The sequence below is a fragment of the Microcoleus sp. AT8-B5 genome, assembly GCF_036705565.1.
Classification (GTDB): domain Bacteria; phylum Cyanobacteriota; class Cyanobacteriia; order Cyanobacteriales; family Microcoleaceae; genus Microcoleus.
The window spans coordinates 103,439-116,314 of the sequence record NZ_JAUBUY010000015.1 but is presented as its reverse complement, the minus strand read 5'-3'; the positions used below and the strand labels follow the sequence as shown (position 1 = coordinate 116,314).

The following is a 12,876-nucleotide window of genomic DNA, read 5'->3' as shown; positions in this document are numbered from 1 at the left end:
ACTTCAACATCCGGCTCTACCACCTTGCATCCTGGGGCTAATCTTGCTTCTATATATTCAGAGACAGTTTTTGAGAGAGTTGGGATTGAAATTACTTTGCCTCAGTAACGGCCACGGAGAAGACGCGATCGCCCTTCGCATCTTGCAGGAACTGCAACAGCACCCGCATCCGCCAGAATTAGCCGTGTTTCCGCTAGTGGGTGAAGGGCAAGCTTTCGCTCAACTAGAAAACGCCCGCATCATCGGCCCGGTGCAGCGAATGCCTTCGGGCGGCTTTATTTACATGGACAGAAGGGAATTTTTGCGCGATGTCAAAGGCGGCCTGCTGCAGTTGACCATCGCTCAGTTTAAAGCCATCCGCGCTTGGGTGCGAACCCAAAAACAGTCTGGGAATCAAGACGGCGTTATTTTAGCCTGCGGGGATATTGTACCGCTGCTGTTTGCTTGGCTCAGCGGCGCGCCCTATGCCTTTGTCGGTACTGCCAAGTCCGAGTATTATTTGCGGGACGAGGACGGGCCTCTGGCTCGCAAATCCAGGGTAAGCGGTGGGTGGAATTGGTCGCGATCGGTTTATTTGCCTTGGGAGCGCTGGTTGATGACTCGATCGCGCTGTCGAGCCGTTTTTGCCAGGGACGCGCTCACCGCCGAGACCTTACAAAAGCTGGGCATTCCCGCTTACGATCTCGGAAACCCGATGATGGACGGACTCGAACCGGAAAACCCCGCCGGTTTTTACGGCCCTGACGCAGAGTTTCGGGAAATCGAGCGATCGCTCATCATCACCTTACTTCCCGGTTCTAGAGCGCCGGAAGCCTATGCTAATTGGCTGCTAATAGTAGAGGCTGTAGCCGGAATTTTATCGCTGTTTGCCGATCGCAAATTGTTATTTTTCGGAGCCATTTCTCCAGAGTTAAACTTAGAAGCTTTGCGACCTAGTTTAGAATTTTTCGGCTGGCGACAAGACGGGGAAACTAGAACGCAGCGGCCAGAAGCAAGTATTTTGCGACCTCCTGTTTCCAGCGCTCGAGAAATTCGGAAAGAATCTCCTAATTTGCTATTGCCCCTGACATTTGTGCAGAGAAATGCCACGATGATTTTGACTCAGCAAAGTTTTAACGATTGTTTGTACGAAGCCGATTTAGCAATAGCAATGGCCGGAACCGCTACAGAACAATTTGTAGGTTTAGGAAAACCGGCGATCGCCATTCCCGGAAACGGCCCGCAATTTACTTTCGCCTTTGCAGAAGCTCAAAGTCGCCTGTTAGGGCCGTCATTAATTTTAGTCAAACATCCCGCCGAAGTTGCCGGTGCCGTGCAGTCTTTGCTCCGCGACCCCGACAGGTTGCAGCTAATCGCTGAAAATGGCTGGCGCCGCATGGGAGAACCCGGTGCAGCAGCCAGAATTGCCGAGTGTTTAATTCAGCGCTTCGGCGGTGAATTCAGCAATTCTCCATTGCCCGCAATAGACTAGGGACAAAACATTGTTTTGTCCCTACCAAATATCTTTAATTCTACTTTCTTTAAAAAAATCTTGTTCGCTAATATCATGTCCGATGGATCGCCCATAATACATAAGCCAGGGCGGGTTTGTGAGATTGTCCGTTTTTGGCAAATATTATTGGCTCACGGGCCCCTACAGGAATCCGGGTAATCGACCGGACATGATATAACTACTAACTTCCGTTGTCTGTAGTGAGGAATGCAAGTCCTCTGATTTTTATGAGGACTTGCATTCCGATGCTGCAAACCAATTTTATTGTGGTTGTTCGAGTAGGTGTGCAGGGCCGCGCACCTTACTAATAAGCTGTTGCGGCCTTTAAATTGTATGTCAAAAAAAATCAAAGTCTTGTGGGGAGTAGGGGCCCTAGCGTCCCGCCCGCCCTGAATATACAATTTAAATGCGCGACAGCTTACACCACTGGCAGAAAAATTTAATTCGCCGTTTGTTCCGAAGATTGATCCCAGAAATTAGCTTGAGGAATTTTAAAATCCGACTTAACCAAAACTCCCGGTTCTCGCTGCATCGGCAGCACATCTAAAGTATCCGTTTGCGCGCAATATTTTAAATCTTCAATAACACCTAAACCGAGGAGGCGCTGGCCGTGGCTAGCCCTTTCCAACAATTCGTGCAACCGATCTTGCCAGTGGAGATAAAGAGCAATAGCCCCAAATACTTCATCGTTACCAGCAAAATCGCTCGCAGGAATACCGCTTTCTGCTAGGAGACTTTGGGCGATCGCACCAGCACAAACCGTATCTTCCAACGAATAACTTCCTTCCCAACCAGAACCCACAATCCAAATAGTTTCCGGCCGTTTACTTAACAAAAACTGCACCACAGATTTGCGGTTAATCAAAGCCGCCGTTAACACAGTTGCAGCAGCTTGCACTCGTTCCAGAGCGCGAGTACCATTAGTTGTGCTGATAAAAATTCGCTTCCCACTCACCTTTTCTGGCGTGCAGTCGAGAGGAGAATTCCCCATGTCAAATCCGTCAACTTTCCCGCCGCCGCGCTCTCCAGCGCGAATCCGCTTATCAGCAGGCCATTTTTCGCTGCTTGCCATTAGCTTATCTAAGTCGCTGAAAACTTGGACAGCTTCCGCCCCATTATTCAGGGCCGTTGCCATTGTCGTAGTCGCCCGCAGCACATCAACTGCGATCGCGCAAGCCGGCATTTTGTCGGCTGGCGTAAGTTCCGGGGTATGGTAAATAAAAAGCTTCACTTTTGGGCAACCTGCGATAAATCCTCATCAGTCATAATAATGGAAAATGGATGATAGAAAATAGAGTCGAGTCCTCAAAAGCAGAAAATATGTCAAAACAGTTAAATTCAAACCCCGCCCGCGCCGCCATTACCGCACCAATTGGACTCCTGGCAGGTTTCACCTATCCTTTGCGAGCTTTCACGCTGATTTTGCAAACTCCCAAGCTGTGGACTTATGTATTAGTTCCCGTGGTGCTAAATTTTATAATTGGTATTGGTCTTTATTTAAGCTTGCTATTTCCCAGTTTGGCTGGGATAGATGTTTTAGTTGCCGATTTGTCCGTCCGATTTAATGCTCTAATTGCGAGTTTTCCAGCTTGGCTGAGCTTTCTCGGCGTGTTAACAGTTGCTTTCGGCTGGCTGCTGCGCGTACTCCTAGTGTCAGGACTTTTGCTGATAATTGGATTTTTGTTAGTGCAGTTTGGCGTGATTTTAGGTTCGCCCTGGTACGGCAAACTTTCCGAACAATTGGAACTGCTGCGGAACGGTCAATTGCCCGCAGAAGCACCAATGAATTTGGCGAGTAGTTTTGGCGATATTCAAAGGGCGATCGCCTTTGAACTGCGAAAACTACAAATTTTGTTGAGCGTCGGTATACCCCTGCTGCTGCTAAATTTTATTCCTGGTGTCGGCTCTATTCTTAGCAGTTTTGGTGGCGTAGCTTTGGGCGCGACTATTGTCTGTTTGGACTTTTTAGATGCACCTTTGGAGAGGCGGAGGCGACCTTTTCAGGAGAAGTTGGAGATAATTTGGGCGAGTTTGCCCGCCAGCGGGAGTTTTGGTTTGGTTTGTTTGGGTTTGGTGAGCATTCCGCTGTTGAATTTGTTGGCAATTCCGCTGTGCGTGACGGCGGGAACTTTGTTTTTTTGCGATCGCATTTGGCCGGCCCGCTTTGCTCCCGAAGAAAGAAAGAGCGATCGAGAAACTAACATTACAACTTAAAAACTAGGGAGATGCTTCTTCCTTCGGCTGACTCTGGGAGTTAAGGCCCAAAAACGGGCTTAAAAACAGCCAGCTAATGAAGAAAAATGATGCTGTAAATAGCTGGACAATATCGATCGCCGACAAATATCCGTCAGATAATAGTGCAATACTTCTATCTGTCAGCCCGAATATCCAAGAGAGAATCCCAAACAGCCAAATGCCTTTTTGGAGCATGGGCAAAAATGCTGAAACTTCGGAGTTTTGCTGCTTGTTCATTAATTTAGCCCTTGTTTGCGAAAAGTCTGATTAACCGGGCACCCCAAGGGCTTAAGGATTTTTAGTGTCTCCTCGGATTCCCTTTGTTATCTATATGTTAAGAAATGTTTCCCGAAATGACAACGCGCCCTGGGAGGTATTTCCGCATCTATCTCAAGAGGTAGTCGCAGCGCTCATAAAGAGTGATATTTGCTACACTTTGGTAGGATGCGCGATCGCGATCGGGTTCTGGGCTAGTCTTGCCATTAGTCCCAGGCGGTTGATATAGTGGGTCACAGGCTACGTAAAAGAGCGAAATCACAAATTATGTTATTTAACAGTATTGAATTTTTAGTATTTTTTGCGATTGTTTTCGCCATATATTATTTCCCTCCGTTGCAAAAATTGCAGGTTCCCATCCTGATAATTGCCAGCTTTATTTTTTACAGTTGGAGCGCCCCCGCACTGTTGCTGATCCTGCTACTCTCCATTCTTATCAACGCTACAGTCAGCTTTCAAGTTGCCCGGATTTCTGGCAAGAAACAGCGATTTTTTTGGGCTTTATCGGGAGTCGTTCTCAATGTATTAATTTTGAGCTTGTTTAAATACGCTGGTTTGCTAACTAACTTTGTTACCGATGTTTTTAATATTGCTCGCTCCGAAGGCAGCATTGCTTATTTATTCTTAAAATTGCCTCTGCCTATCGGCATTTCTTTCTACACATTTGAAGGCATAAGTTTAATCGTAGACGTACTGACTCAAAAAAACAAAAGCGAAACCGAAGCAAACGCTTACGTCTCGCCCAACTTCACCCAACACCTGCTAAATACTTCATTTTTTATTAGCTTTTTCCCCAATTTACTGTCAGGCCCGATTTTAAAATCCAAGACTTTTTATCCCCAGATTGTTCCTAAATACTTTAAAGATATTCCTTGGAATTTCATTTTTCGCTCGCTCGTTGTCGGCTACTTCCTAAAAATGGTCATCGCCGACAACTTAAAAGACTATACCTTCTGGATCAGCTTTCCCTACTACCAAGGATTTGGAACGATTACCAACCTGACACTGCTGTTTGGCTACTCAATCCAAATTTTCGCCGATTTTGCCGGTTACTCCTTAATTGCGATCGGTTTTGCAGCCGCTTTGGGTTACAGAATTCCCGACAACTTCGACTTTCCTTACATCTCTCGTTCCCTCTCCGAATTCTGGAGAAGGTGGCACATTTCCCTCTCAACTTGGCTCCGAGATTATCTATACTTTCCCCTCGGCGGAAACCGCAAAGGCAGAATCAGAACTTATGTTAACTTAATGATAGTAATGACTTTAGGAGGATTATGGCATGGGGCTGCTTGGAGTTATGCAGTTTGGGGAATTTATCACGGCTTGGGTTTAGCCGTAGAACGCTTTTTTGGCTTCGACAAATCCAAAAACAAATTGCCAGAACCAAATCAAGCAAAAACCAAACCAATCTGGCAGCAATTATTATTGGACAGCCTTAGCGTTTTAGGCATTTTCTCTTTTGTTTCCGTGGGATGGCTGCTTTTCAAACTGCCTCGATTTGAAGAAGCGGTTGACTTCGCAGTTACTTTAGTTCGCAACTATAAAATCAAGCCCGGTTGGAGTCACATTATTCCGACGCTAATTTTTTCCCTACCAGTAGTGATTTATCACATTCCCCATTTTCCCACTTGGCAAAATCTGATGAAACAGGATTCAAATAAAAACGGCCAAAAAGTCTGGAGCGTTTATCAAGATTTAGCTTTAGGAATTATGCTAGCAATGATATTCCTCAACAGTGGCAGCTCGAAACAATTTATTTATTTCCAATTCTAGAAGGTGTTCTATGTTTGTCAAATTCCCGTTGCGACCGATTTTGCGCCCGGTACTAATTTTTCTGTTTATAATGAGTTTTTATCAAGCGCTCGTCAGCGGCGGAGTTTTGCCTGCTTCCGATGGAGTTAGCCTGCTTCAAAATAATATTGTTAAAACTCAAAGGTATGTATATCAGGATAATTCCGATCTAAAAATGGTAATGGTAGGTAGTTCTCTAGCTGCAAACCTTAATATTAAAGACATTGGAGAGGGCGTAAAGAGCATAGCCTTGGGGGGAGGAGCGAGCCAAACAGGTTTAGAAATAGTTAAAAGAAGTAAAACCAAGCCTCCTATTGTTTTGGTGGAAATTAACGATACTATTGTTCGGAAAATAGATACAGAATTAATGGATTCTTTGTATCATCCTCTTTTTTATTGGTTACGCCAGTATCTACCAATGATGAGAGAGGAATACCGTCCGATTAGCATTTTTGTGGATGTTTTTAAAAGTCGATCGAAGCCGAGTCAAAAAGTGACGCGAGAGGCTCTAGACAGATTAGAAGGTCGATATCTTACTCCCGACTTATCCCAAAAAGCTATCCAAACGATAGTAGATATTCAAAGTCAACCTTTGTCTGAACAAGATGCAGAAGCTATAAAAAAAGAAGCTGAGTTTATTAAAATTCAAATCGCAGAAATCCAAAAAAATAGCGGGGCAAAAGTAGTTTTATTTGACATACCGCAAGAGTCACGAGTTAACGCTGCAATCAGGAGAAAACAAGTCCAAGAATTGGCTAAAAAGCTGTTTCCGTCCGATCGTTTTGAGTGGCTGCCACCCCCGAAAGAGCGAGAATGGCGTACCAATGATGGCATCCACTTGATCCGCAGCGACGCTAGAGATTTTGCCGAGTTTTTGAGAGATAAATTGCTGAGTACGGTAGCGACGGGCTCTGTTGGCACCGCGCCTAGAAAAGAAAGCTTGTAATTTATATTGAATTATGGAATACTACATGATGAGCAAGTTTGGTTCAAGAACGATCGTGAGGTTGGTACTGAGGAGGGAGAGTCCTCAAAGCCCTAAAAGCCACAGGACAAACAATTCGATTATCAGTATTAACCCGGCTTGATATGAGTTCAGCGTCAATAACATCGAACAATGCCACGCTTAAATCAGATTATTGCGATCGAAAAAGGCATCAAAAGCCGATCCGTCCAAGAACTCGCAGAAGCTCAAAAAGCACTCCAGAAGCCCGCTGTGCTTTCTGGAATCTCCCGTACTTACCGCCCCAAAGACGAAGAAGGCGAACAACTGCCGCCAGAGTCCAAAAAAGTTGAAGTCAAAGCCGAAGAGATTATCCGCAAAATGACTGAATTTTTGACCAAACTCTTCGACGTAACCGCAACCAAAGATTGGACAAATTGTAGCGCCCGCGCTGACATAACTGTAGACGATCAGAACTGCTGGGTTTTATGGTAATTTATCAATCAAAGTGATACGACTTCCCCAAAAAAAAAATGCAAAACCAAGCTCTAAACCGATACAGCGTCCGTCATTTCCAATCTAAAATCTAAAATCTAAAATCTAAAATGGTATGATTTACTGCATCAATCCTCAATGCGAACAACGCGAAAATCCTGCTGCTGCTCAAAATTGTCAAGCTTGTGGCACGGATTTGTTAATTGCCGATCGCTATCGCATCCTTAAACCAGTGCGATCGCCCAATCCCGCACGCCCCACAGACATCTTTGAAGTTGAAGATTTGGGAACCGGGGAAAACGAATGGGGCACTGTCAAAATTTTAAAAGTCTTGAAACACGCCCACAACCCCGATTTAGTTCGCTTGTTCAAGCAAGAAGCGCGAGTTTTGATTTGGCTGGCCGGAAAGGGATCTGTTCCCCAAGTCGAACCAGACGGTTATTTCCCAATTAAAATCCCCCAGAACTTCCAGAAATTGTCTTGTTTGGTGATGGAAAAAATTAGCGGAGAAAACTTGGCAGAATTATTAACTAAAAAACACTACGTTTCTCAAAAGCTCGCCCTTGATTGGCTGCAACAAATGCTTCACATTTTGCAGGAAATCCACAGATATCATGTAGTGCATCGGGATATTAAACCATCCAACCTGATGGTTGAAGCCAATGGAAAATTGAGATTAATTGACTTCGGCGCCGCCACAGAAGCAGAGATAGAGACCGCACCCATAGGTTCTGCTGGATACGCTGCACCGGAACAAATTCTAGGTAAAGCAGGCGTGCGATCGGACTTTTTTGCCCTAGGGCGTACTTTTGTACATTTATTAACAGGCATAGAGCCGATCGACTTTCCCGTTAATGAAAAAACTGGTAAAATTAATTGGAGGAACCAGGCTGTAGATATTGACCCGTTACTCCTAGAGTCGATCGACGAATTGATGGAACCGCTACCAGAAAACAGACCTGAAAATACCCAAGTTATTTTAGAAAAATTAAAAATTCACGACGCAGACCCCCTGCAAAAGGGGGACGCAACATCGCTTCAATAAATCTCTTCCAACCTGCGAAAATCCCGCTCAACTTCCGCCCACAAAGCCCGATTGTGAGGGTCAGTTTTCACAGCCTTTTTCAAATAAATTCTCGCCTTATCAACCTGCTTTTCTCCGATCAAATGCCGTCCCCAGCGCTGATAGGCGATCGCCTGCCACTGACGCACCTCCAAATCTTCGGGAACCCGCTGGGCCAAACCCTCAATCAAGGCGATCGCCCGCGGGAACCTGTGATATTTCAGCAACTGCTGCAACTCAACATAAGCATCTTGCTTTAACTTTTGTTCCACCGCCGACAGATCCGCATGAGATTGAACCGCAGCCTCTTTTCGAGTCACCTTAACTGCCTGCGGTTGAGCTTTCACCCCCCGATCCGGCGGTGTCGAACTAGGCGGCACAGTGGAATTGGCAACTTTCGACTCCGCAACATGGTGGGGGGCAACATTCACCAGGAACTTATAAGCCTCAGTAATAGCAATAAACTTATTTTTAGCCTGTTCGTTTCCCGGATTCACATCGGGGTGATACTGTCTCGCTAACTGCCGATAAGAGGTCTTAACTTGCGATAAACTCGCACCTAACCTCAGCCCTAACTGTCGGTAATAATCTGCAATATCCATCTAGCATGAATGAGCGTTGATAGTACCATTAAATATGGCAGAATCCTTCAATGTAAAGATTCTGCCAAAATTTACCGAAAAACTGGGTTGTAGTGCGAGGCTTGCCCGCACTACGGTAGCGCAAAAATAACTTACGGACGATCTTCGATCACTCTGTCAATCAAGCCGTATTCCTTGGCTTCCTCAGCGGACATGAAATAGTCGCGATCCATGTCCTTCTCGATTTTCTCGATCGGCTTGCCAGTATTCTTAGCATAGATACCGTTGAGTTGGTGGCGCAGTCGCAGAATCTCTTTGGCCTCAATCTGAATATCCGTTGCTTGTCCCCGCGTGCCCCCAGAAGGCTGGTGAATCATGATGCGCGAGTGAGGCAAAGCTAACCGTTTCCCCTTCGCACCGGCAGCTAACAGGAAAGAACCCATCGAAGCAGCCAAGCCCACACAAATCGTCACCACGTCTGATTTAATGTGCTGCATGGTATCAAAAATAGCCATGCCTGCCGACACCATCCCGCCTGGGGAATTGATGTATAAAATAATATCCTTACCTGAATCTTCCGAATCAAGATAGAGCATCACAGCGATGATTTGATTGGCAATTTCATCGTCAACGTCCCTGCCCAAGAAAATAATCCGTTCCCGGTAGAGGCGATCGTAGATATTAATCCACTGAGTATCATAACCCCCCGGCATCTTGTAGGGAACTTTTGGCACACCGATAGGCATAATTCGGAACTCCGTTTAGTTGGTAATTGGTGATCGGGCAATTGGTTATGGTTTATTAGTTATTTGTTAGTTGTTATTTCCGGTTTTTTAGTTTGTGGTTATAATGACCAATAAACCCTAACCAATAACTAATAACTAATAACTAATACCCCCTAACCGAATTAGAGGACTCCAGCCGGCAGCGGTTTCGGCAATTCTTCAGAACTTTCAAGAACGCGATCGATCAAACCGTATTCTTTAGCTTCCTGGGGCGTCAGGTACAGCAACCGATCCATATCTTTAGTAATCTTTTCGATCGGTTGGCCAGTACAGCTTGCAAAAATATCAAGCATCGTCGCTTTATTTGCCAGCACTTCCTTAGCGCGAATTTGAATGTCGCTTGCTTGACCCCGCGTGTAAGCCTTGGGTTGGTGCAACACAATGGAAGCGTGGGGCAAACTCGCTCGAAAGCCTTTTGTACCAGCCGCTAACAGCATCGCAGACATCCCCATTGCCGAACCGAGGCAAATAGTGTGTACGGGCGGCTTAATGTACCTGATCGTATCGCAGATAGCGAAGGCTTCTGTTTCAAAGCCGACGGGTTCGCCACTGTAACCAGAAGTGCCGGTCGAGTTGATGTAGATTTTGATCGGCTTCTCGGGGTCTTCGTACTGCAAGAACAACAGTTCAGCAATAATCAGTTCTGTTACCGCAGGCACCAGAGGCATCCCCAGATAAACGATCCGCTCCTTCAGCAACAGGGATGGCAAATCGGGAGGTGGCGTCCGAGAGTTCCCTTCCCCGTAGTATGGCGATTGCACTGCTTTAATGGGTGTGTTCATCAGAAAAATGAGTCTGAAACCCCGTCCTTCTAGGACGGCTTTACATTGGATTGGGGTGGAGGGGTATGGTTGCCCCTCCGTGGAGATGTGGTCTTCTCCAAAACTCCCTTACGGGTAAAGTTAGCTTCGCCAATGTTTTTAGAGCTTGTTAAACTTGCAGCACTGTTTCAGTGACCTTAAAACTGTTTAACTGCAAATGACAGGGCAGGGGACTAGCTTCGCATCCCAGGGTGTCATGACTCAAAAAACGTAGACCTCGAAAGTCTTAGGCTGGTCAGGACGGCTCGCAAGAATCTCTTACAAGCCTCATGCACTTAGGCTGAGGTTCCTGACATAACCGAAATGTTGCCTGAACTGATGGAGCTATTCTTAAAGAAATACTAACGCAATCTTTAGGTATCCCGCATGAAAGTTAGTTTGCTCCCGGTTTTAAACGACCCTAACCTTGACGCTGCTGCGCCCTCAACGCAGCGCCAGCTAGCGATTTCGGTGTCTGCGACGGCAAGCTCGATCGACTCCAGCGTACCCTTAAACCTGTGCCTGATTCTCGACCACAGCGGTTCGATGGGCGGACGCCCCTTGGAAACAGTCAAACAAGCCGCCGGACGGTTGCTGGACAGGTTGAAGCCCGGGGATCGCTTTTGCGCGGTGGCTTTCGATCATAAAGCCAAAGTCCTCGTCCCCAATCAAATTGTGGGAGACCCCAGCAGTATTAAACGGCAAATTGAGCAATTGCGATCGGCCGGTGGCACAGCAATTGATGAGGGCATTAAGTTAGGTATTGAAGAGTTGGGCAAAGGCAAAAAAGAAGCTATATCTCAGGCGTTTCTGCTGACTGACGGCGAAAACGAACACGGCGACGACAGCCGCTGTTTGAAGTTGGCTAAATTGGCTGCCGACTACAACATGACTTTAAATTCTCTAGGATTTGGCGATAACTGGAACCAGGATATTTTGGAAAAGATTGCTGATGCTGGTGGCGGTGCTCTGGCTCACATTCAGCGTCCCGAAGATGCGGTTGACGAGTTTAGCAAACTATTTACTCGCATCCAAGGTGTAGGTTTGACTAATGCTTATTTGCTATTTTCACTGATGCCAAAAGTACGGTTAGCCGAACTCAAACCGATCGCCCAAGTTGCCCCGGATACGATCGAATTACCGGTACAGCAAGAGGGCGATCGTTTTATGGTACGCCTGGGAGATTTAATGAAGGATATAGAGCGAGTAGTTTTGGCTAATATTTATATTGGACAGTTGCCCGAAGGTACACAGGCGATCGGGCAATTGCAAATTCGCTACGACGATCCGAGTGTCGGCCAAGGTTTGCTTTCCGATCCTGTTGCACTTTCCGCTAATGTCGTGAAAGTTTATCAGCCGGCCATTAACCCGATGGTACAGCAGCACATTTTAGCTTTGGCTAAATACCGCCAAACTCAACTCGCAGAAACCCGATTGCAACAGGGCGATCGCGCCGGCGCGGCAACAATGCTGCAAACTGCTGCGAAAACTGCTCTGCAAATGGGCGATAAAAGTGCCGCAACTGTGCTCCAAACCTCTGCTACTCGCTTGCAGTCTGGCGAACAATTGAGTGAAGCCGATCGCAAGAAAACTCGGATTGCTTCTAAAACTATTTTGAAGTAATCGCGCGATTTTAAATTTTCAATAATTTTAAATTGGGCGATCGGACAATTTGGCGATGCGAAATCGCCCCTACAAAAACGAAACCCGCGCCCAGGCGGGTTTCAATATTCTGAGTCTCGCCTGCAAAAAGCGAAAGTCAGTGTAGCCGGATTGTTTCAAGCTGTGGAGCGACAAGAAGCTCGATGGTTTAGAATGTTTCTATCACCTATCAAGAGTGCTTGTATGAACCAGACAATATCTGATAAAGTACGCTGGACTACCGCCGATTTAGAACTATTGCCCGATAACGGCGATCGCTATGAAATTATTGATGGGGAGCTATTTATGACTAGAGCACCGCATTGGGGGCATCAACAGACTTGTGGCAGATTTTTTTCTTGCCTTGATACTTGGTCGATGTCTACTGGTTTGGGACGAGCCGCCATCAATCCGGGTCTTATTTTCACGGACGCTGATAACGTCATTCCTGATGTAGTTTGGGCGAGTAATGAACGCTTGGCTATCTTGCTAGACGAAGCCGGCCATTTAACCGCCGCACCCGAGTTAATTGTTGAAGTGTTATCCCCCGGTGCAGACAATCAGAGACGCGATCGAGATTTGAAACTTAGACTCTATTCAGTGCGAGGAGTGCAGGAATACTGGGTTGTGAATTGGCAATTGCAGCAAATAGAAGTTTATCGCAGGGAACAAGCAAGTTTAAGGCTCATTGCTACGCTGTTGAGCAATGATGAACTAACTTCGCCTTTGTTGCCCGGTTTTAGTTGTTCTGTCGCTCAAATTTTTGCCTAAATT

The 12,876-nt window shown here is 46.2% G+C and carries 14 protein-coding genes; 8 read left to right on the top strand and 6 right to left on the bottom strand.

What is annotated here, in order from left to right:
- The first annotated feature begins 85 nt into the window (after positions 1 to 85).
- Positions 86 to 1,471: a lipid-A-disaccharide synthase-related protein gene (locus tag QUB39_RS12975; protein ID WP_333207674.1), complete on the top strand. Its 1,386-nt coding sequence runs from the start codon at positions 86 to 88 to the stop codon at positions 1,469 to 1,471.
- Positions 1,472 to 1,931: 460 nt separating this feature from the next.
- Here the strand turns inward: QUB39_RS12975 and QUB39_RS12970 are convergent, their stop codons facing one another.
- Complete coding sequence (locus QUB39_RS12970; RefSeq protein ID WP_333055691.1) at positions 1,932 to 2,723, bottom strand: 2-phosphosulfolactate phosphatase family protein; 792 nt, start codon at positions 2,721 to 2,723, stop codon at positions 1,932 to 1,934.
- Between the two features lie 89 nt (positions 2,724 to 2,812).
- Here QUB39_RS12970 and QUB39_RS12965 point away from each other — a divergent pair, with 89 nt between their 5' ends.
- On the top strand, positions 2,813 to 3,706 hold the full coding sequence (locus QUB39_RS12965) for an EI24 domain-containing protein (protein ID WP_333260707.1): 894 nt from the start codon (positions 2,813 to 2,815) through the stop codon (positions 3,704 to 3,706).
- A 3-nt stretch (positions 3,707 to 3,709) separates the two neighbouring features.
- Here QUB39_RS12965 and QUB39_RS12960 read toward each other — a convergent pair whose 3' ends face one another.
- Both QUB39_RS12960 and QUB39_RS12955 read right to left on the bottom strand, forming a co-directional pair.
- On the bottom strand, positions 3,710 to 3,964 hold the full coding sequence (locus QUB39_RS12960) for a hypothetical protein (RefSeq protein WP_333207675.1): 255 nt from the start codon (positions 3,962 to 3,964) through the stop codon (positions 3,710 to 3,712).
- A 148-nt stretch (positions 3,965 to 4,112) separates the two neighbouring features.
- A complete protein-coding gene (locus QUB39_RS12955) occupies positions 4,113 to 4,265 on the bottom strand; it encodes a hypothetical protein (RefSeq protein ID WP_333207676.1) in 153 nt (50 codons plus the stop codon).
- A gap of 5 nt (positions 4,266 to 4,270) precedes the next feature.
- On the opposite strand from QUB39_RS12955, the gene QUB39_RS12950 reads away from it, so the two are divergent.
- The 4 genes from QUB39_RS12950 to QUB39_RS12935 all read left to right on the top strand — a co-directional run bounded on the left by QUB39_RS12950 (position 4,271) and on the right by QUB39_RS12935 (position 8,277).
- Positions 4,271 to 5,776, top strand: coding sequence for an MBOAT family O-acyltransferase (locus tag QUB39_RS12950; protein WP_333055694.1), 1,506 nt, complete (start codon positions 4,271 to 4,273; stop codon positions 5,774 to 5,776).
- 10 nt (positions 5,777 to 5,786) lie between these two features.
- Positions 5,787 to 6,740 (top strand): hypothetical protein, encoded by a 954-nt coding sequence (locus QUB39_RS12945; RefSeq protein WP_333055695.1) that lies wholly within the window; start codon positions 5,787 to 5,789, stop codon positions 6,738 to 6,740.
- Positions 6,741 to 6,911: 171 nt separating this feature from the next.
- A complete protein-coding gene (locus QUB39_RS12940) occupies positions 6,912 to 7,232 on the top strand; it encodes a DUF7873 family protein (RefSeq protein ID WP_333055696.1) in 321 nt (106 codons plus the stop codon).
- Between the two features lie 115 nt (positions 7,233 to 7,347).
- Positions 7,348 to 8,277 (top strand): serine/threonine-protein kinase, encoded by a 930-nt coding sequence (locus QUB39_RS12935; protein WP_333055697.1) that lies wholly within the window; start codon positions 7,348 to 7,350, stop codon positions 8,275 to 8,277.
- On the opposite strand, the gene QUB39_RS12930 is transcribed toward QUB39_RS12935, so the two are convergent.
- From QUB39_RS12930 to QUB39_RS12920, 3 genes are all read right to left on the bottom strand, one after another.
- Positions 8,271 to 8,897, bottom strand: coding sequence for a DnaJ domain-containing protein (locus QUB39_RS12930; protein WP_333055698.1), 627 nt, complete (start codon positions 8,895 to 8,897; stop codon positions 8,271 to 8,273). The two genes, QUB39_RS12935 and QUB39_RS12930, sit on opposite strands and share 7 nt — an antisense overlap.
- Positions 8,898 to 9,028: 131 nt before the next feature.
- Entirely contained in the window at positions 9,029 to 9,622 is a 594-nt protein-coding gene (locus QUB39_RS12925) for an ATP-dependent Clp protease proteolytic subunit (RefSeq protein ID WP_333055699.1), read from the bottom strand.
- A gap of 161 nt (positions 9,623 to 9,783) precedes the next feature.
- The gene (locus tag QUB39_RS12920; RefSeq protein WP_333055700.1) at positions 9,784 to 10,443 is read right to left on the bottom strand and encodes an ATP-dependent Clp protease proteolytic subunit; all 660 of its coding nucleotides are present in this window, start codon (positions 10,441 to 10,443) and stop codon (positions 9,784 to 9,786) included.
- Positions 10,444 to 10,848: 405 nt separating this feature from the next.
- On the opposite strand from QUB39_RS12920, the gene QUB39_RS12915 reads away from it, so the two are divergent.
- Together QUB39_RS12915 and QUB39_RS12910 are read left to right on the top strand one after the other, a co-directional pair.
- Positions 10,849 to 12,084: a VWA domain-containing protein gene (locus QUB39_RS12915; RefSeq protein WP_333207677.1), complete on the top strand. Its 1,236-nt coding sequence runs from the start codon at positions 10,849 to 10,851 to the stop codon at positions 12,082 to 12,084.
- Positions 12,085 to 12,306: 222 nt separating this feature from the next.
- The gene (locus QUB39_RS12910) at positions 12,307 to 12,873 is read left to right on the top strand and encodes a Uma2 family endonuclease (protein WP_333055702.1); all 567 of its coding nucleotides are present in this window, start codon (positions 12,307 to 12,309) and stop codon (positions 12,871 to 12,873) included.
- Positions 12,874 to 12,876 lie beyond the last annotated feature (3 nt).

What these genes read in the sequence shown, in the direction of transcription:
- QUB39_RS12965 (WP_333260707.1), top strand. Translation starts at nt 2,813, where the DNA reads ATGTCAAAACAGTTAAATTCAAACCCCGCCCGCGCCGCCATTACCGCA.
- QUB39_RS12960 (WP_333207675.1), bottom strand. Translation starts at nt 3,964, where the DNA reads ATGAACAAGCAGCAAAACTCCGAAGTTTCAGCATTTTTGCCCATGCTC.
- QUB39_RS12950 (WP_333055694.1), top strand. Translation starts at nt 4,271, where the DNA reads ATGTTATTTAACAGTATTGAATTTTTAGTATTTTTTGCGATTGTTTTC.
- QUB39_RS12945 (WP_333055695.1), top strand. Translation starts at nt 5,787, where the DNA reads ATGTTTGTCAAATTCCCGTTGCGACCGATTTTGCGCCCGGTACTAATT.
- QUB39_RS12940 (WP_333055696.1), top strand. Translation starts at nt 6,912, where the DNA reads ATGCCACGCTTAAATCAGATTATTGCGATCGAAAAAGGCATCAAAAGC.
- QUB39_RS12935 (WP_333055697.1), top strand. Translation starts at nt 7,348, where the DNA reads ATGATTTACTGCATCAATCCTCAATGCGAACAACGCGAAAATCCTGCT.
- QUB39_RS12930 (WP_333055698.1), bottom strand. Translation starts at nt 8,897, where the DNA reads ATGGATATTGCAGATTATTACCGACAGTTAGGGCTGAGGTTAGGTGCG.
- QUB39_RS12925 (WP_333055699.1), bottom strand. Translation starts at nt 9,622, where the DNA reads ATGCCTATCGGTGTGCCAAAAGTTCCCTACAAGATGCCGGGGGGTTAT.
- QUB39_RS12920 (WP_333055700.1), bottom strand. Translation starts at nt 10,443, where the DNA reads ATGAACACACCCATTAAAGCAGTGCAATCGCCATACTACGGGGAAGGG.
- QUB39_RS12915 (WP_333207677.1), top strand. Translation starts at nt 10,849, where the DNA reads ATGAAAGTTAGTTTGCTCCCGGTTTTAAACGACCCTAACCTTGACGCT.
- QUB39_RS12910 (WP_333055702.1), top strand. Translation starts at nt 12,307, where the DNA reads ATGAACCAGACAATATCTGATAAAGTACGCTGGACTACCGCCGATTTA.